Source organism: Limnohabitans sp. TS-CS-82 (assembly GCF_002943475.1).
The window spans coordinates 122,062-140,666 of the sequence record NZ_PTQX01000017.1 but is presented as its reverse complement, the minus strand read 5'-3'; the positions used below and the strand labels follow the sequence as shown (position 1 = coordinate 140,666).

General features: G+C 53.6%; 14 protein-coding genes and 3 tRNA genes. 3 read left to right on the top strand and 14 right to left on the bottom strand.

All coding sequences use genetic code 11. From position 1 onward, the window contains the following. Window positions 1–14: 14 nt before the first annotated feature. From C5F52_RS25540 to C5F52_RS25480, 13 genes are all read right to left on the bottom strand, one after another. Window positions 15–887 carry a branched-chain amino acid ABC transporter permease gene (locus C5F52_RS25540; protein WP_104801189.1) on the bottom strand — a complete coding sequence of 291 codons (873 nt, stop codon included), beginning with the start codon at window positions 885–887 and terminating at the stop codon, window positions 15–17. A gap of 72 nt (window positions 888–959) precedes the next feature. Continuing rightward, window positions 960–2,168 (bottom strand): ABC transporter substrate-binding protein, encoded by a 1,209-nt coding sequence (locus C5F52_RS25535; RefSeq protein ID WP_104801188.1) that lies wholly within the window; start codon window positions 2,166–2,168, stop codon window positions 960–962. A gap of 288 nt (window positions 2,169–2,456) precedes the next feature. Further along, window positions 2,457–2,960: a hypothetical protein gene (locus C5F52_RS25530; RefSeq protein ID WP_104801187.1), complete on the bottom strand. Its 504-nt coding sequence runs from the start codon at window positions 2,958–2,960 to the stop codon at window positions 2,457–2,459. A gap of 15 nt (window positions 2,961–2,975) precedes the next feature. Further along, window positions 2,976–4,367: a site-specific integrase gene (locus C5F52_RS25525; RefSeq protein ID WP_104801186.1), complete on the bottom strand. Its 1,392-nt coding sequence runs from the start codon at window positions 4,365–4,367 to the stop codon at window positions 2,976–2,978. Between the two features lie 125 nt (window positions 4,368–4,492). Continuing rightward, window positions 4,493–4,566 (bottom strand) — tRNA-Cys (locus C5F52_RS25520). Window positions 4,567–4,615: 49 nt separating this feature from the next. Then, window positions 4,616–4,691: transfer RNA gene (locus tag C5F52_RS25515), tRNA-Gly, on the bottom strand. A gap of 57 nt (window positions 4,692–4,748) precedes the next feature. Then, entirely contained in the window at window positions 4,749–7,166 is a 2,418-nt protein-coding gene (gene lon / locus C5F52_RS25510; protein ID WP_104801185.1) for an endopeptidase La, read from the bottom strand. Window positions 7,167–7,223: 57 nt separating this feature from the next. Then, window positions 7,224–8,495 (bottom strand): ATP-dependent Clp protease ATP-binding subunit ClpX, encoded by a 1,272-nt coding sequence (gene clpX, locus C5F52_RS25505; RefSeq protein ID WP_104801184.1) that lies wholly within the window; start codon window positions 8,493–8,495, stop codon window positions 7,224–7,226. A 34-nt stretch (window positions 8,496–8,529) separates the two neighbouring features. Further along, window positions 8,530–9,138, bottom strand: a complete 609-nt coding sequence (gene clpP, locus C5F52_RS25500) for an ATP-dependent Clp endopeptidase proteolytic subunit ClpP (protein ID WP_104801183.1) — start codon at window positions 9,136–9,138, stop codon at window positions 8,530–8,532. A gap of 20 nt (window positions 9,139–9,158) precedes the next feature. Next, a complete protein-coding gene (gene tig, locus C5F52_RS25495; RefSeq protein ID WP_104801182.1) occupies window positions 9,159–10,472 on the bottom strand; it encodes a trigger factor in 1,314 nt (437 codons plus the stop codon). 62 nt (window positions 10,473–10,534) lie between these two features. Continuing rightward, window positions 10,535–10,621, bottom strand: a tRNA-Leu gene (locus tag C5F52_RS25490). Window positions 10,622–10,673: 52 nt separating this feature from the next. Further along, a complete protein-coding gene (locus tag C5F52_RS25485; RefSeq protein WP_104801181.1) occupies window positions 10,674–13,793 on the bottom strand; it encodes an efflux RND transporter permease subunit in 3,120 nt (1,039 codons plus the stop codon). A 7-nt stretch (window positions 13,794–13,800) separates the two neighbouring features. Then, entirely contained in the window at window positions 13,801–14,892 is a 1,092-nt protein-coding gene (locus tag C5F52_RS25480; protein WP_104801180.1) for an efflux RND transporter periplasmic adaptor subunit, read from the bottom strand. Between the two features lie 87 nt (window positions 14,893–14,979). Here C5F52_RS25480 and C5F52_RS25475 point away from each other — a divergent pair, with 87 nt between their 5' ends. From C5F52_RS25475 to hpnE, 3 genes are read left to right on the top strand one after another with little or no spacing between them, the layout of a single operon-like run. Continuing rightward, window positions 14,980–15,768, top strand: coding sequence for a squalene/phytoene synthase family protein (locus tag C5F52_RS25475; protein WP_104801179.1), 789 nt, complete (start codon window positions 14,980–14,982; stop codon window positions 15,766–15,768). Between the two features lie 45 nt (window positions 15,769–15,813). Continuing rightward, the gene (hpnD, locus tag C5F52_RS25470) at window positions 15,814–16,653 is read left to right on the top strand and encodes a presqualene diphosphate synthase HpnD (RefSeq protein WP_104801178.1); all 840 of its coding nucleotides are present in this window, start codon (window positions 15,814–15,816) and stop codon (window positions 16,651–16,653) included. Between the two features lie 17 nt (window positions 16,654–16,670). Continuing rightward, on the top strand, window positions 16,671–17,945 hold the full coding sequence (hpnE, locus tag C5F52_RS25465; protein WP_104801177.1) for a hydroxysqualene dehydroxylase HpnE: 1,275 nt from the start codon (window positions 16,671–16,673) through the stop codon (window positions 17,943–17,945). Here the strand turns inward: hpnE and C5F52_RS25460 are convergent. Then, window positions 17,898–18,593 carry an HAD family hydrolase gene (locus tag C5F52_RS25460; protein ID WP_104801176.1) on the bottom strand — a complete coding sequence of 232 codons (696 nt, stop codon included), beginning with the start codon at window positions 18,591–18,593 and terminating at the stop codon, window positions 17,898–17,900. The genes hpnE and C5F52_RS25460 overlap by 48 nt on opposite strands. Window positions 18,594–18,605: the final 12 nt, after the last annotated feature.

Sequence of the window (18,605 nt, the reverse complement as noted above, 5' to 3'; positions counted from 1 at the left end):
CATGTCGATGTCCTTTACTCAGATCCACGACCCAAGCCAAAAAGGCCTGTAGGTCTAATAATAAGAATGACCAAGAAAACAAGGAAGTACACAACCTCCTTCAACCCTGGACCGACGTAGTACCCAGCAAGACTATCAATTAGTCCAATAAATATTGAACCTATGACGGCGCCTGGAAGGCTACCCATCCCACCAAGTACCACGATCACAAACGCTGTGAGCACAAAATATTGCCCTACCGTTGGGAAGGCTGGAAATTGCACCGCTAGAAGGCCAGCTGCAAGTCCTACTAAGCCCGCCCCAATTCCAAATGCCAAGACATATGCTTTGTTGACGTCCACCCCCATCAATGCGGCAGCAACCCTGTTTTGTGCAAGAGCACGAAATCCACGTCCCGTGTAGGTGTGCTTGAGAAACAAATGCGTACCAGTTGCGACAACAATAGCCACAACAAAAGTGATCAACTGACCGCTAACAAATGTGAAGTCACCCAGCATCATGGGTTCAGTACCAAACGTCACTTCAACTTTACGAATGTCTGCACCAAATACCATCAGAGCAAGGTTTAGCAATGCAGTTGATATACCTACTGTTGCAAAAATCTGAATGTGGGCGTCTGCAGACAGCAAGGGTTGGATAACAAGCCGTTGCATCAGTACACCCATCACAAATAGAAGCACTGCGACCATCACGGCTGAGGCGTATGGATGCAACCCAAGGTGAACTGCAAGCAACCAAGCTGCATACATTCCCACCATTAAAAATTCTCCATGTGCGAAGTTAACGACTCGCACAACACCGAATATGAGCGTCAGCCCAATGCTGATGATGGCGTATGCACCACCCAACAAAAGACCATTCACTAAAAGTTGTATAAATATAGACACGTGTAGCCCTTACACCGTGCAAGACAAAGCCTTGCACGGTGACATTCGATTTAGGGAAATAAAGCTGACAACTTACTTAGCAGCAATTGGCTTAGCATTTGACACAGCCTCTGGATAAACAGTGACCAACTTACCAGACTGCCACTGCATCAAGTTTGTTGATGCCAACTGATTCTGACCGTTTTCTGCAAACTGGAATCCCCAACCAGCTGCGTTGGAACCAACAGGCTTGCGATAGGCCAACACTGCTTCGCGAATCTTGTCTTTATCGGTTGACTTAGCTTGCGCTAGTGCATCCAGAAAACCTTTGGCACCAACGTAGTTCACTAAGCTGTGGCCTGAGCGAGGCTGAGATCCATAGCGCTTTTCATAAGCCGCAACAAATTCCTTAAGGCCTGGGGCACCAGAGTCTTTCATAGTGACCTGAGGGAAATCGACGTTGAAGACACCATCTACAGAGGCGCCCAGAGCATTCGCTGTCTCCTGTAGTGAATAACCACCACCCGCACCGATCACAGCCTTTGGCTTATAGCCAGCACTTGCTGATTGACGGAAAAACAGTAGCGTGTCGTTTTGGTAAGAGGTCTGCAGCACGATGTCAGCATTTGCACCTTTAATACGAAGCACCAAAGACGACAAATCTACACTCTTTGCAGAGTAAGACTGACTTTCAACCACATTCAAACCCAAGCGCTTAGCTTCTTCTTTCTGGAATCCACCAACCAATGTTCCGTATGGACCATCTTCGTAAATAATTGCAATCTTCAAGGATTTAGGATCAACCTTCATCATTGGCGCAACGACTTTAACCACCGATTCGACGCTGCGATCTGCAAAACTTTTGGCAGTTGAGTTGCTACGAAATACGTACTTGAAACCACGTGAAGTGATCGTATCTGCAACAGCACCAAGCTCGAAATATGGAACCCCTGCAAGTTCAGTAACCTGAGTAGCGGCCGCAGAAATACCAGATGCATAGCTGCCGAAAATGGCAGTCACCTCCTCTACTGACGTCAAGCGACGTGCTTCACCAACAGCCTGATTTGCATCGACAGCATCGGCCTTGACCAAAACAATCTTTTTACCGTTGACACCACCAGATGCATTTCGCTCATCAATCGCCATTTGAGTGCCGCGGAAACTCTCATCTCCCAGGAGGGCAAGTCCGCCACTAAATGGATAAAGCGCACCAATTTTGATGTCTTGGGCATGAACGGCCGACGAAGCCAGCAAGGCTACACAGCCAATTCTTGTGGCTATTTTTTTTAAGTTTTTAAACACAGATGTCTCCTAATCAGGTTTCAAGAAATGAAGCGCTTCATAAATTCCCAAAGAATTTTCTAAAGATTGCTTGGGACCACGAAATGGTAATATGAAGCGCTTCATAATTTGAATTTAAATGATTTCAATTGCTAGGTGCTTTCCCTATAGATTCGAATCATTAAACATTAAATTTTATGAAATTGATAGCGCTTAATATCCTCAATTCAGCCCTGACCTGATTCTTAGCCAATTCCGCTGACTTTATTGTCTCCACTACTGCGTTAGTGACTGCTGGCAATACTTAATTCATGTGCTCTTCATCATGGCTGCAAATGACACCTGAATCCACAGCTGATCCAGTGCCTCATCACTTCCATGCACTTTTACCTGTATGTTGCGACGGAATGTTTTAACTAAGATCTTTGTGTCCCCTACTTCAACCTGCCCCACATACTCCACGTCGTATTGCGGAATCAACTCTGCCTCAGGCAACACAGATCGCACGGTCGTGTGGAAACAGCTCTTGTAGTTATCAGCCAACTCCCATGCTTCATCAGCACGCACCTGATTTAGCTTCAGCAAGCGTTGAACCGTTAATCGCACGGCATCTGCCATCATGCCCTTGACCTCGGGTACTTCGGCTTCGATTGACTCCCCGTCGTCTAGCTTTCTCAACACAGTTTTGTAGAACACAACGTTTGCACGAGCCTGTTCACACAATTCAAACGATCGCTTGGCCATCGTCATGAATGCGTCAAAGAGCTGATCGCGCGAATCAGGATTTTTGATCGTGGCTGTAGGTGACATCATCACAAAATTCCTTAATTAGTTGGGAGCTGCTGAGGCTTTTTGCAGCTCTTCACGCAGCTCGTCAAGTGCTGGTTTGTTTTGGGCCTCAAGAGAAATACTGAGCCCAGTACTCAACTCAGCCATGAACATCAACTCGTCGTTCGGAGAGCTGTTCAACAACTTAGCAATCGATGTCTCGATAGAACCACCCTCGCCTTGCCCCGAGAACTGTGCCGCATTCATTAGCGGACTCATGTGGTTGTAGAACTTGGCGATCATGGTTGCACTTGTTCGCACTTGCGCCTGTATTTGTTCTGCTGTTAGTCCCTTTGCAATCAATTGCGTAATCGCATAGTGACGCAAGCTGTAAAGCGTTCGCTCCTGCCCCGTAGTCGGGCACAGCAACATGTCCAAGTCCTCAAGAAACACGCGGAACTGCGCAATCAAATGCGTGGGCTGCACACCATTGCGAGGTCGGAACACACGGGACTCATGCTTTTCATCCAGCACCTGTTCAAGCGTTTTACCCTCCAACTCGGGTGCCAGTGAAATCAAGCGCTCCAGATATTTCTTGCAGCTCTCATGCAATACCGCGAACATGGGCTTGTTCTTTTTAACGGTCTTGCCCTTTTGAATTCGTGCGTAGAGCACTGGCTTTTCAAGCCCAGCATCTCGCAGCTCAATGTGTCGCCACTCCAAGTACTCCATCTCCGTACCTGGACGCATGCCTGTAGCTGCTGCAAATGGCACATAGATAGACATGAGCTCACGTAGCTCCCTCGTTCGCCCAACACGCCCTTCTTGCACCCAATCAGCAAACTTAGAGGCCATGTGCAAGATTTCCTTCGCAGAAAAGTCAGGGCGACGCCCGCCGTGCTCTCCTGTGTTCTTGAGTACGGGCTTTTGCAAGCTGCTCATGTAACTGCGATCAATTGCGTAATCAAAGACCAAGTTCAGAGCTGCGTTGTGATTTGCCTGTGCGCTATGACTCAGCTCACGTCCAACCTTTTCTCGCCTCCATTCACAGAATTCTGTGAACACAGCTTGGTTGATGCGGTCGACGTTGTAGCCACCAAAGAAAGGAATCAAGTAGCCGTTAATGGCACTGATGTAATCGTTGTTACTTCCGCGCTTGGTCTTGTCCTCTGCAACCTTCATTTCAAGATCGCGCAGCACCACTTCCGCAACGGCCTTGAACTTTTTAGAAACAACTGGATGTCCTGCTTTGGCAAGCACCTTGGCTTCGAACCACTGCTCTTCAGCCAACGCCCTAGCTTTAGCAAGATCAGCTGTGCCAGTTGCCTTACGGATCCATTTGCCGATAGCATCCACTTTGAAGTGAGCTTGCCAGCGTTCACTATCAGGGCGACGAACTAGACGAATCTCGTTTTCTCGTACAACAACGGTTTCAGGGCTTCTTTCCTTCATGTGTGCAGTTTACGGACCTTTACTCAAAAGAGCAACCAAACTTCACGAATGAAACGTGCAATTACCGTGTAATTGATTTTTGGGCAAAAAAAAGCACTTAGATTGCTCTAAGTGCTTGATTTATATGGAGGCGCGACCCAGAGTCGAACTGGGCTAAACGGATTTGCAATCCGGTGCATAACCGCTTTGCTATCGCGCCATTCACTTTGACGAAAAAGGGAAGCATGGTGTGCTTCCCTTGTCGAATGTGGAGCGGGAAACGAGGCTCGAACTCGCGACCTCAACCTTGGCAAGGTTGCGCTCTACCAACTGAGCTATTCCCGCATAAGTCACATATTCTAGCGCATTTTTCACTGTGTTTTGGTGTGCGCTAGAAAAATCTTAATGCTTGATCGCTTCGACTTTCGAAGCCGCGTCAGTCGCCGATGCGGCCGCAACAGCAGGCACCTCGTCAGGCAACGGTGTTGGCATTTTTTCCAAGGCAATTTCCAGCACCTTGTCGATCCAACGCACAGGCACGATTTCCAAACCGTTCTTCACGTTTTCTGGAATCTCTTGCAGGTCTTTCACGTTTTCTTCTGGGATCAACACCGTCTTGATGCCTCCGCGCAAGGCTGCCAATAGCTTCTCCTTCAAGCCGCCAATGGCTGTGACTTCACCACGCAGGGTGATCTCGCCCGTCATGGCCACATCTGCACGCACAGGGATGCCTGTGAGGGCCGAAACCAAAGCAGTGGTCATGGCTGCGCCGGCACTTGGACCGTCTTTGGGCGTAGCACCGTCAGGTACGTGAATGTGGATGTCGCGCTTCTCTAGCAACTCCTCCGAGATGCCCAAGCGACGCGCACGACTTCGCACCACAGTGCGAGCGGCTTCAACAGACTCTTTCATCACATCGCCGAGTGAACCGGTGCGTGTGATGGTGCCCTTACCGATCATGATGGCAGCTTCGATGGTCAGCAAATCGCCGCCAACTTCGGTCCATGCCAAACCGACAACTTGGCCCACTTGGTTTTCTGCTTCGGCACGGCCATAGGTGTACTTGCGCACGCCCAGGAAGTCAGGCAAGTTATCAGCCGTCACTTTGACTTGTGGCGTCATTTGCTTGAGCAACAAAGCCTTGACCACCTTGCGGCAAATCTTGGACATTTCGCGCTCAAGCGAACGCACACCTGCTTCACGTGTGTAGTAACGCACGATGTCGCGCACAGCCGCTTCGTCGACCGACAGCTCTGAGTCTTTCACACCATTATTTTTCATTTGCTTGGGAAGCAAATATTTGATGGCAATGTTTGTTTTCTCGTCTTCGGTGTAGCCCGACAAACGAATCACTTCCATACGGTCCAGCAAGGCTGGCGGAATGTTCATCGAGTTAGAAGTAGCCACAAACATCACGTCGCTCAAGTCGTAATCGACTTCGACGTAATGATCGGCAAACTTGTTGTTTTGTTCGGGGTCCAACACCTCAAGCAAAGCGCTAGAAGGATCGCCACGCGAATCCATGCCGAGTTTGTCGATTTCGTCGAGCAAGAACAAAGGGTTGCGCGTGCCGACCTTGGTCAGGCTTTGCAGCACCTTACCGGGCATTGCGCCAATGTAGGTGCGGCGGTGGCCGCGAATTTCAGCTTCGTCACGCATACCACCCAAAGCCATGCGCACGTACTTACGTCCCGTGGCTTTGGCAATGGATTGACCCAGCGAGGTTTTACCCACACCAGGAGGGCCCACTAAGCAAAGAATAGGCGCCTTGACCTTGTCCACGCGTTGTTGCACAGCAAGATATTCCAAGATGCGGTCTTTGACCTTGTCGAGGCCGTAGTGATCTTCGTTCAACACGGTTTCGGCATTGCCCAAGTCGTGTTTGATTTTTGTTTTCTTGTTCCAAGGCAAACCCACCAGCACGTCAAGGAAGTTACGCACCACGGTGGCTTCGGCTGACATGGGTGACATGAGCTTGAGTTTCTTCAACTCAGCCTCAGCTTTTTTGCGTGCCTCTTGAGGCATGCGTGCAGCTTTGATCTTTTTCTCGATCTCTTCAATGTCCGCGCCCTCTTCGCCTTCGCCCAGTTCTTTCTGGATGGCTTTGACCTGTTCGTTCAGGTAGAAGTCGCGTTGGTTTTTTTCCATTTGGCGCTTGACGCGGCCACGGATTTTTTTGTCGACGTTGAGGATTTCAACTTCGCGTTCGATTTGCTCAAACAAGTTGGACAAGCGCTCGCGCACAGGCGACAAATCGAGCACCACTTGCTTGCTCTCGAGCTTCAAGGGCAAGTGCGCAGCAATGGTGTCAGCCAAGCGGCCTGCGTCATCAATGCTGGCGATGGAGGTCAAAATTTCGGGAGGGATCTTTTTATTCAGTTTGACGTATTGGTCAAACTGCTGCATCACGGCGCGGCGCAGGGCCTCGACTTCGCTGCCGGTTTCAGCAGGCAGCACTTCGATGGGCGTGACGTGGGCCGTGAAATGCGACTCACCATCTTCAATGCCATCCACCTTGGCGCGTTGCTGGCCTTCGACCAACACCTTGACCGTGCCATCGGGCAGCTTGAGCATTTGCAAAATGGTCGACACGCAACCCACTTCGAACATGTCAGCCACAGAGGGCTCATCTTTGGCTGCGGCTTTTTGTGCCACCAACATGATGCGACGCTCAGCAGCCATGGCGGCTTCGAGGGCCTTGATGCTCTTAGGTCGGCCCACAAACAAGGGGATGACCATGTGCGGGAACACCACCACGTCACGCAAAGGCAACAACGGCAGTTCAAGAGGGGTAGCGGGCAGCGGGGGTTGTCCAGACATGGTCAGCCTTCCTGTAAAAAAGGGACGTGTGCTAGGCACCGTCCCCGAGATGAATCTTTAAGCTTTCTTGGCAGCTTCTCGGTACACCAACAAAGGTGGCTTGTTCTCATCAATGGTGGCCTCGTCAACCACCACCTTCTCGACATTGGACGAATTAGGCAATTCATACATGGTGTCGATCAAAGACAGTTCAAGGATAGAGCGTAAACCACGCGCACCTGTTTTGCGCGCCAAGGCTTTTTTGGCAATCGCGCGCAAAGCTGCTGGGCGGATCTCAAGCTCAGCACCTTCCATGGCCAGTAGCTTGCTGTACTGCTTCACCAGAGCGTTCTTAGGCTCAGTCAAGATTTGCACCAAAGCATCTTCGGTCAGTTCGGCCAAGGTAGCCACCACAGGCATACGGCCCACGAGTTCAGGAATCAAGCCGAACTTGATGATGTCAGCGGGTTCAACCTCGCCAAACACTTCAGACAAACTGCGTGACTCTTTGCTCTTGACGGTGGCGCCAAAACCAATGCCAGAGGCTTCTGTGCGGTTCTCGATGACTTTTTCAAGCCCTGCAAACGCGCCGCCGCAAATGAACAAGATGTTGGTCGTGTCGATTTGCAAGAAGTCTTGGTTGGGGTGCTTGCGACCACCTTGAGGTGGAATGCTCGCCATCGTGCCTTCAATCAGCTTGAGCAAGGCTTGTTGCACGCCCTCACCCGACACATCACGCGTGATGGAAGGGTTGTCAGACTTGCGTGAAATCTTGTCGATTTCATCGATGTAGACGATGCCGCGCTGCGCGCGTTCCACGTCGTACTCGCAGCTTTGCAGCAGCTTTTGAATGATGTTTTCAACGTCCTCCCCCACATAACCGGCTTCGGTCAGTGTGGTGGCATCAGCCATGACGAAAGGCACGTTCAACATGCGCGCCATGGTTTGCGCCAGCAATGTTTTGCCAGAGCCCGTGGGGCCAATCAGCAAGATGTTGCTCTTGGTCAGCTCGACGTCGTCTTTCTTAGACGAGGCTTTGTGCTTCAAGCGCTTGTAGTGGTTGTACACAGCCACGGCCAAGGTGCGCTTGGCGGGCTCTTGGCCAATCACGTAGTTGTCGAGGTTGGCTTTGATTTCTGCAGGCGTGGGCAGATCGCTGCCGTTTTCTTTGTCTTTTGCAGACTCTAGGCCTGGCAACTCATCACGGATGATTTCATTGCACAAGTCAATGCATTCGTCGCAAATGAAAACCGAAGGGCCTGCAATGAGTTTTTTGACTTCGTGCTGGCTTTTACCGCAGAAAGTGCAGTACAGCGTTTTTTCGCCTGAAGCGCTTTTTTTATCAGCCATGTCGGTGCTTGTGTGTGAAGTGTCGGTGGGTCAATTAAGCGCGTTTGTTGATCACTTGATCAATCAAACCGTACTCTTTGGACTCATCGGCGCTCAAGTAGTAATCACGTTCGGTATCGCGTTGGATTTTTTCCAAGGGCTGACCTGTGCGCTCAGCCAAGATCTTGTTCAATTGCTCGCGTGTTTTCAAGATTTCGCGGGCGTGAATTTCGATCTCAGTCGCTTGACCACGTGTTCCGCCCAAAGGCTGGTGAATCATGACCTTGGAGTTAGGCAATGAGAAACGCTTGCCCTTCTCGCCTGCAGCCAACAAGAACGCGCCCATGCTCGCGGCCATGCCGATGCACAGCGTAGAGACGTGGGGTTTGATGAAGTTCATGGTGTCGAACACCGACATACCCGCACTTACCGAACCGCCAGGAGAGTTGATGTAGAGCGAGATGTCCTTATCTGGATTCTCGCTCTCAAGGAACAACAATTGTGCGACCACCAAATTGGCGGTTTGGTCGTTGACTTCGCCCACCAAGAAGATCACGCGCTCTTTGAGCAAACGTGAATAGATGTCGTAAGACCGCTCGCCGCGGCCCGACTGCTCAACGACCATGGGGATCATGCCCAAGGCTTGTGTATCCAGTGCGCTCATGTTGTTTCCTTGTAGGTGAATCAGCCTTGCTGACCCATCAATTCGTCGAACGAAATTGCCTTGGCGTTGACCTTGGCTTTAGACAAGATGAAGTCAGTCACGTTGTTTTCAATGACGATGGCTTCGACTTCGCCCAAACGGCTCATGTCGCTGTAGTACCAACGCACCACGTCGGCTGGCTTCTCGTAGCTAGAGGCCAACTCTTCGATGTGCGCTTTGATTTGTTCTGCCGTGGCTTGCAAGTTGTTGGCACGAACCAAATCAGCCACCACCAAGCCCATGCGTACGCGCTTTTCAGCTTGCGGACGGAAGATGTCGTCAGGAATTGGGGCCTTGTCTGCGTCTTTGATGCCGCGAGACTTGAGGTCAGCGCGCGCGCCTTCAACCATGCGCTCGAGTTCAGCTTGCACGCTGGCGTTGGGCAGGTCGAGTTCAGCTTTGGTGGCCACTGCGTCCAACGCAGCTTGCTTGTTGCGGCCCAACAAACGGAACTTGACTTCGCGTTCCAAGTTTTTCTTGATGTCAGCGCGCAAACCGGCGACGGTGGCTTCAGCCACGCCCAAAGATTTGGCCAATTCGTCGGTCACTTCTGGCAAGTTGGCGGCTTCGACTTTCTTCAAAGTCACCAAGAAATCGGACTGTTTGCCAGCGACTTCTTTGCCGTGGTAGTCAGCGGGGAAGCTCAGTGGGAAAGTCTTGCTTTCGCCCGACTTCATACCGCGCACAGCGTCTTCAAATTCTTTGAGCATCTGGCCTTCGCCGAGCAAGAACTGAAAGTCTTCTGCTTTGCCGCCTTGGAAGGGTTCGCCGTCAATCTTGCCTTCGAAGTCGATGGTCACGCGGTCGTTGTCTTGGGCTGCACCGTCCAAACCACGTTGGGCGAATGTGCGGCGTTGCTTGCGCAAGATGTCGATGGTTTTGTCGATGGCAGCATCTGTCACTTCGGCAGACACAGTTTCGACTTCCACAGCGCCCATGTCTGCAAATTTCACTTCTGGGTACACCTCGAAGATGGCGTCGAATTGCATTTGGCCTTCTGGCGCGCCTTCTTTTTCAGTGATGCGAGGTTGACCAGCCACACGCAACTTGGCTTCGTTGGTGGCTGATTGGAACGCTTCGCCCACTTTGTCGTTCATCACTTCGAACTGGGTGGAGTAGCCGTAGCGTTGAGCCACGATATTCATTGGCACTTTGCCTGGACGGAAACCGTCAATCTTGACTTGGCGTGCCACGCGCTTCAAACGCACATCCACTTCTTTGGCAATCACATCCACAGGCAAGGTCAAAGTAATCTTGCGTTCCAGTTTTTCCAAAGTTTCAACGGTCACGGCCATGTGGTTTCTCCTAAATTGGCATGTTTAGCAGCGGCCTTTTTGGCCGCTTGCTATGAATCAAGTGGTGCGCGGGGCGGGACTCGAACCCGCACATCCTTGCGGACGTCAGGACCTAAACCTGGTGCGTCTACCAATTTCGCCACCCGCGCGGGTATCTAAATAACAACGGGTGGCCTGTAAAGACCACCCGCTTGAAATCGGTCAGCTTGACATTTTAGACGGCTTTTCGACCTTAAACCACGCCGCATACATAGCCGGCAGAGCAAGAAGCGTCAAGACCGTGGCCACGATCAAGCCACCCATGATGGCTACGGCCATGGGCCCCCAAAAAACGCTGCGTGTGAGCGGAATCATGGCAAGCACGGCAGCGGCCGCCGTCAACACAATCGGGCGCAAACGACGAACGGCTGACTCCACAATAGCCTCCCAAGCCGGTACACCATTGGCACGATCTTGCTCGATTTGGTCAATCAAGATCACCGAGTTGCGTTGAATCATGCCCATCAAGGCGATCACTCCCAGCAAGGCCACGAAACCGAACGGGCGGTTGAGCAGCAGCAAAGCGCCAGCCACACCCGCCAATCCCAATGGCCCCGTGATAAACACCAACAAGGCTCGGCTAAAGCTGTGCAACTGCAGCATCAACAGAGTGAAGGTGATGAACAACATCACGGGCATGCCCGCAGAAATCGAGCTAGAGCCTTTGGAGCTCTCTTCCACAGCGCCAGCCACTTCAATGCGGTAAAGCTGCGTGTCTGTTTCCAGCCATGTGGCTTCGAGCTTCTTCAAATCGGGCAACAACTGCTGCGTGACCGTGGCGCCTTGCAGACCTTCAATGATGTCGCACTGCACGGTGATGGCGTATTCACGGCCTTCGCGCCACATCACGCCTGGCTCCCAGGAAAACACCGGCTTCACAATTTGCGTGACGGGAATCATGCGACCCGAGGCAGTCGGCACATAAGCGCTGGCCAAGTCACTGATGGCATCACGCTCGTTCAGCGGTTGGCGCAACACGATGTCGATGAGTTTGTTGTCTTCACGGAACTGCTCAACAGTCGACCCCACCAGCAACACACGCATGGCTTGCGCAATGGATTGGCTGGTCACGCCCAAAGACCTTGCCTTGGCTTGATCCACCTCCAAGCGGACCACTTTGATCGACTCATTCCAGTTGTCGTTGACACCGCGTGTAGAGGCACTGGCGCGCATTTGCGCTTTGACCTCATCGGCACGTGCACGCAAGACTTTGGGATCTGGCCCCACGACGCGGAACTGCACAGGGTATGGCACAGGCGGACCATTGGGCAAAAGCTTCACACGCGCACGTGCTTCTGGAAACTCTTGCGCCAGCATGGCAGGCAATGCCAATCGCAAGGATTCGCGACGCTCCAAGCTGTCGGGAATCACAATCAGTTGCGACACGTTGGTCTGAGGAAACACTTGGTCCAGCGGCAAGTAAAAACGCGGCACGCCAGAACCAATCCATGTACTGACCGTTTGCACGCCCGGCTCTTTCAGCAAGCGCTGCTCCACAGCCTGTGTCACAGCTTCGTTGGCTTTGAAAGCGGTGCCTTCTGGGAACCACAAGTCCACCAACACCTCGGGACGACTGGAGTCTGGGAAAAATTGCTGCTGCACGCGGCCCATCCCGACGATGCCCAATACAAAGATCAGGATGGTGATGCCAATCGCTTTCCAGCGGTATTCCACACACCACGTCACGGCCGTGCGGAAGTGGCGGTAGAACGGGCCATCAAACAACTCGTGCTCTCCCCCATGTTCGCCATGCGGCTTGACCTGCAGCAACAAAGTGCCCAAATACGGCACGAAGTAAACCGACACCCACCAACTCAAGACCAGCGCAATCACCGTCACCGCAAAGATGGCATAGGTGTATTCGCCCACCGTCGATTTCGCCATACCAATGGGCAAGAAGCCCGCGGCGGTGATGAGCGTGCCCGTCAGCATGGGCATGGCCGTCACTTCATACGCAAAGGTAGCGGCACGCACGCGGTCGTAGCCCTCTTCCATCTTGCGCACCATCATCTCTACCGCAATGATCGCGTCATCCACCAACAGCCCCAAAGCGATGATGAGCGAGCCCAGCGAAATTTTGTGCAGGCCAATGCCCCAATAGTTCATGGCCAAAAACGTCATGGCCAACACCAGCGGGATCGTGATGGCCACCACCCAACCTGGGCGCATGTCCACATACCAGCCATAGCGTCCACCTTTGTGCAAACCTAAAGCTACAAAGCTGACGGCCAACACAATCAGCACCGCCTCAATCAGCACGCTCACAAACTCACCCACGGACTTTTGCACGGCCTTGGGCTGGTCTTGCACTTGCACCAAGCTCACGCCGACAGGCAAGGCTTTTTCAATCCGCGTCGTCGCAACTTGCAGGGCCTTGCCCAGTGCAATGATGTCACCGCCTTTGGCCATGGACACACCCAAGGCAATCACGGGCTTACCTTGGTGGTGCACCTTGACCGTGGCAGGGTCGACATAGCCGCGTGTGACGGTGGCGATGTCGCCCAACTTGAGCTGCTGGCCCGAACTGCCGCGAATGGGCATGGCACGCAACTGAGCTTCTGTTTCAAACTGACCACCAATGCGCACTTGCAGCACATCCAGCGGGGCTTGCACGGTGCCCGCGTTTTCTACGGCGTTTTCTTGGCTGAGTTGCGCCAGCACAGCGCCCACATCGAGGCCGAGTTGCACCAAACGCTTTTGCGGAATTTCGATGAAGATTTTTTCGTCTTGCACACCAAACTGCTCAACCTTGGCCACGTCCGCCACACGCAGCAGTTGTTGGCGCACATCGTCGGCAAACTTTTTCACTTCAGCGGGGGTGAAACCTGGCGCATCCAGCGCATAAATCACACCATACACATCGCCAAAGTCATCATTGAAAAACGGGCCCTGCACGCCTTGGGGCAAGGTGTAGCGCATATCACCAATCTTCTTGCGCACCGAGTACCAAACATTGGGCACATCGCCGGGCTTGGAAGAGTCTTTGAGCTGAAAAATGATTTGCGATTCACCGGGCTTGGAGTAGCTGCGAATCTTGTCGGCATACGGCACTTCTTGGAGAGTGCGTTCGAGTTTGTCAGTGACCTGCTCAGCCACTTGCTGGGCCGTTGCACCTGGCCAATAGGTGCGCACCACCATCGCTCTGAAGGTGAAAGGTGGGTCTTCGTCTTGGCCCAATTGGAAATAGGCAGCAACACCCAAAACCATCAGCACGACCATCAAATAACGTGTCAGCGCGGGATGGTCCAGCGCCCATTTGGAGAGGTTGAATTTATCGTCCATCTTCAACTCACTTCGCTGCGCCGAAGATCGACACCTTCTGGCCGGCTGTCAACACATGCACACCCGACAGCACCACTTGGTCACCGTTTTGCAAGCCCGAAGTCACCACAGCATCGTTGCCTTCAGCCGTGTTGACCTCCACAGCTTGCGCCTTCACCGTCATGGTGCTGGGTTCAAGCACCCACACCGATGTGGCGCCGGCCTCTAGACGCAAAGCGCTGGTGGGCAACTTGATGGTTTTAGGGGTCAGTTCAACACCCAGCACCAAACTCACCGTCACGGTGGAGCCCAACACGGGGTTGGCGTCTTTGTGCAAAGCCGCTTTGGCCACAAACGTACGCGTCACCGAATCAGCACTGGCGGACACATCGCGCACCACGGCTTCGAGCACCTTGCCGTCCACCCACTGGCGCACCTTGACCTTGTCACCCGTTTTCAGCAAACCCAGCTTGTCTTCAGGCACTGAGAACACCACATCACGTGGACCATCCAAAGCCAAACGCACCACGGGCTGCCCTGCCGCCACCACTTGTCCCGCACTGGCATCCACTGAAGTCACGATGCCCTCACCATCGGCCAACAAACGGGTGTACCCCGATTGGTTGCCCTGCACCGAGCTTTGCGCTTGGGCTTGCTTCCACTGGGCTTGAGCCGAAATATAGGCCGCTTCGCGGCGTTGCAATTCTGCGGCGCTGATGAAGCCTTGTGCATATAAATCTTGGTAACGCTTGAAATCTGCGCCTGCCACATCGCGGTTGGTTTGCGCTGCTACCAGCTGCGCAGCGGCAGCGTCAGCGGTGACGCGGTAGTCTTGTGGATCAATTTGCGCCAACAACTGACCCGATTTCACACGCTGACCGATTTCAGCCGGACGGCTCAGCACTTTGCCAGCCACACGAAAGCCCAGGTTGGATTCGATACGCGCACGCACCTCGCCTGAAAATTCCAAATCCACGGCCGAGCCTGACGCGCCCACCGTCAAGACCTTCACGGCACGCACAGGCTCTTGAGGCGCCTGACCTTTGCCGCAAGCGGTCAAAGTCGCGAGAACTGCTACGGCAAGCGCCACGCGCGCTGCCGGTAAAAATGAATACACCATAAAGTACTTATTTACGTTAATGACTGATTGGTTATTAATGTAGCCGATCTTGGTTCAACTTGTATTTACAAGGCTGAACGACAATCGATGGAACTTATGTCAAGCATCGACCATTACGAAAACTTCCCCGTCGCCTCTTGGCTGTGCCCTGCCCGTTTGCGCCCTGCTGTCCTTGCGTTGTACCAATTTGCACGCACAGCCGACGATATGGCCGACGAAGGTTTTGAGCCCGCACACCACCGACTAGACGCCTTGGGTGAATACCGCGCAGACCTGCAAAACTGCCTGAAACAAGCCAACACACAGAGCATCCGCTGGCCCACGGTGTTTGGCCCACTACAGCAGGCTGTCCAGCAATACCAACTCCCCGCACAACCCTTGTTCGACCTGCTCGATGCGTTCGAGCAAGATGTGGTCTACACCAGCGTAGGCCAAGGCTACCGAAACCGCGCAGAACTGCTGGACTACTGCCGCCGTTCGGCCAATCCCGTGGGGCGCTTGATGCTGCATTTGTATGGCGTGAACGACGCAACATCGCTCGCACAAAGCGACGCCATCTGCACCGCCCTGCAACTCATTAACCTATGGCAAGACCGCGCGGAAGACTTGAGGCGTGGTCGCAACTATTTACCAGAGGGCCACACCTTGCCCAACGAGCTGCGCTTTGCACGCGAACTCATGATGCAGGGAGCACCCCTGGTACATGGCGTCAAGGGGCGTGCAGGCTGGGAGCTGCGTGCGGTGGTGCAAGGTGGCTTGCGCATGTTGGACAAGCTGGATGCACGCGGTGACGCACAAGACCACACACAGCTCGCTCGTCCCACGCTGAACAAGACAGACTTCATTCGCATTTTCTGGCGCTGCATCCGGATGTGAAGTCGCGACTAAGAGGGGTCAGGCGTGCCCGATAATCAGGCACACATGACACCTCAAGACTACGTTCAGCAAAAAGCGTCTGCCTCGGGCAGCAGCTTTTATTACGCCTTCCTGTTTTTACCGCCCCAACGCCGAGCCGCCATCACCGCGTTTTATGCCTTCTGCCGTGAGGTAGACGATGTGGTGGATGAGGTGACCGACCCCGGCGTGGCCGCCAGCAAACTGGCTTGGTGGCACAACGAGGTGCACCAAGCTTTTGCGGGCAAACCGAATCACCCTGTGACGCAAGCGCTCATACCTTTGGTGGCGGAGTTCGGCATTGAAGAAGCCTCACTGCAATCGGTGATTGAGGGTTGCGAGATGGACCTCACGCAAACGCGGTACCTCGACTACCCCAACCTCACGCGCTACTGCCACTTGGTTGCTGGCGTGGTGGGCGAAGTGTCAGCCAAGATTTTTGGTCAGACCGATGCAGCGACGACCGCCTATGCCCACAAATTGGGCCAAGCATTTCAGCTCACCAACATCATTCGCGATGTGGGCGAAGATGCCTTGCGTGGCCGCATTTACTTGCCCGTCAGTGAGCTGCAACAGTTTGATGTGAAAGCCCACGAAATTTTGAACCGTGTGGATTCAGACCGTTTTCAAGCCCTCATGCAATTCCAAGCAGCACGCGCCCATGCGCTGTATGACGAGGCCTTGACCCTGTTACCCGCCAACGACTGGAAGCACCAAAAACCAGGCCTGATGATGGCCAGCATTTACCGCACCTTGTTGCGCGAAATCGAAGCCAAAAAGTTTCCGGTGCTCACCCAACGTGTGGCCCTGACTCCGCTACACAAACTCTGGCTGGCTTGGAAGATGCAAGCCTTGGGCCGCTTCTAAGCTTCATTGGCGGCGGCATGAAGCAACTGACCATCGTGGGCGCAGGCTGGGCGGGTTTGGCTGCTGCTGTAGCTGCCACGCAAGCGGGCTGGCATGTTCAGTTGTTTGAAGCAGCCAACACCGCAGGTGGTCGTGCCCGCAGTTTGCAACAAAGTTTTGCAGGCAAACCTTTGGACAACGGCCAACACGTGCTCATTGGCGCCTACCGCGACACGCTGACACTGATGCGCACCGTGGGCTTAAACCCAGACGCTTTGTTGCAACGCCTACCGCTTGATTTGCGCTACGCCGATGGTCAAGGCCTGAGCCTTCCCGATTGGCCCATGCCGCTCAACCTGCTTGCGGGTATTGGCCGCGCACAAGGCTGGTCTCTCAAAGACAAAGCCAGTCTCATTCAAGCCGCATGGGGATGGCAACGCGCGCAGTTTGAATGCGACCCCACATGGACCGTGGCTCAGTTAGGCGATGCCTCGCGCTTGAGTGAACGTGTGATGATGCAACTCATCGAGCCACTCTGCTTATCAGCGCTCAACACCCCCGTGGATGAATCCAGCGCGACCGTGTTTTTGCGTGTGCTGCATGACGCGCTATTAGGAGGTACGGGCAGCTCAGACCTGCTGGTGCCTCGCGTGGATTTAGGTGCTTTGCTGCCAGATGCTTGTTTGCAATGGCTCAGCGCCCGTGGTGCGGACATCCTTCTGAGCACGCGTGTGTCTGCCGCACACATTGAAACGCTGCAACACACGGCATCCCCCGACAATGCGGTACTTCTGGCATGTCCTGCCTGGGAAGCCGCACGCCTAACGACAGACATTGCACCCAAATGGGCTTACCAATGTGCAGAGTTGCCCCACACGGCCATTGCTACTGTGTATTTGCATTGCAAAGATCCAGGGTTCAAAGGCTTATCGCAGCCCATGTTGGCGTTGCACAGTGACGCGCAAGCGCCGGCACAGTTTGTGTTTGACAAAGGGGCGCTGTCTGAACAACAGGGTCTACTGGCTGCGGTAGTCAGCGCATGCCACACCGAGCGCGATGAGCTCACCGAGCAGGTGCACGAGCAAGTCAGCGAACAGCTAGAGCTCAGCCATTTAGAAATCGTTCAAACCGTGGTCGAAAAACGCGCCACGCTGGCCTGCACCCCCATGCTGGATAGGCCAGAACCTTTTATCGCGGATGGCCTATGGGCCTGCGGCGACTACATCCGTGGCCCCTACCCATCCACCCTTGAAGGGGCCGTGCGCTCAGGTCAACACGTGGTCGCACAACTCAGCCAAGTGGCGCACCGTTAAAGGCTGAATGGCCTCGTGTGGCCAGTCATGGCCTTGGGTGTTAACCCATGCGGTTTGCATTCCTGCATTCATTGCGCCCAACACATCGGTGGTGGCGTCATCCCCTAAATGCAACACGGCATCAACAGGCAAATCCAACTGTGCTGCGGCTGCATGAAAAATACGTGCATCAGGCTTGGCCACACCAAACAAACGGGCACTCACAGACGCCTTGAAATACGGGGCAGCCTCGGTGAGAAACACATCGGCATTGCCGTTGGACAAACCCACCAACGGATAGCGTGCAGACAACCGCGCCAGCGCGTCTTGCACCCCGTCATAAAGGGTGACGTTTTGACGTTCGGCAAAGAACACGTCAAACGCTGCCTCCGCCAAATGCGGCGCATCACCTGCTCGCAGCAAGCTTTCACGGATGGACTCGCGACGCAAAAAACTCAAGTCGTGCGCCTTGTCTGCATGGCGTTGGTTCACCTCGATTCGGATGCGTTTTTTGACTTCGGCATCTGCACAAAGCTGTGCGGTTTGCGGGGCGTGAACCGCCAGCCACGCTTGCAAAACCACCTCGGCGCGGGCGATGGTGGGCCAGACGGGCCACAAAGTGTCGTCAAGGTCTAAGGTTATGGCTTGTATTTTGGAAAGGTTCAGCATGCTGGGCGAGAA

Bases quoted from the DNA above. Each gene is read 5' to 3' on its own strand.
- C5F52_RS25530 (WP_104801187.1), bottom strand. From the start codon at position 2,960: ATGATGTCACCTACAGCCACGATCAAAAATCCTGATTCGCGCGATCAG.
- C5F52_RS25525 (WP_104801186.1), bottom strand. From the start codon at position 4,367: ATGAAGGAAAGAAGCCCTGAAACCGTTGTTGTACGAGAAAACGAGATT.
- lon (WP_104801185.1), bottom strand. From the start codon at position 7,166: ATGTCTGGACAACCCCCGCTGCCCGCTACCCCTCTTGAACTGCCGTTG.
- clpX (WP_104801184.1), bottom strand. From the start codon at position 8,495: ATGGCTGATAAAAAAAGCGCTTCAGGCGAAAAAACGCTGTACTGCACT.
- clpP (WP_104801183.1), bottom strand. From the start codon at position 9,138: ATGAGCGCACTGGATACACAAGCCTTGGGCATGATCCCCATGGTCGTT.
- tig (WP_104801182.1), bottom strand. From the start codon at position 10,472: ATGGCCGTGACCGTTGAAACTTTGGAAAAACTGGAACGCAAGATTACT.
- C5F52_RS25485 (WP_104801181.1), bottom strand. From the start codon at position 13,793: ATGGACGATAAATTCAACCTCTCCAAATGGGCGCTGGACCATCCCGCG.
- C5F52_RS25480 (WP_104801180.1), bottom strand. From the start codon at position 14,892: ATGGTGTATTCATTTTTACCGGCAGCGCGCGTGGCGCTTGCCGTAGCA.
- C5F52_RS25475 (WP_104801179.1), top strand. From the start codon at position 14,980: ATGGAACTTATGTCAAGCATCGACCATTACGAAAACTTCCCCGTCGCC.
- hpnD (WP_104801178.1), top strand. From the start codon at position 15,814: ATGACACCTCAAGACTACGTTCAGCAAAAAGCGTCTGCCTCGGGCAGC.
- hpnE (WP_104801177.1), top strand. From the start codon at position 16,671: ATGAAGCAACTGACCATCGTGGGCGCAGGCTGGGCGGGTTTGGCTGCT.
- C5F52_RS25460 (WP_104801176.1), bottom strand. From the start codon at position 18,593: ATGCTGAACCTTTCCAAAATACAAGCCATAACCTTAGACCTTGACGAC.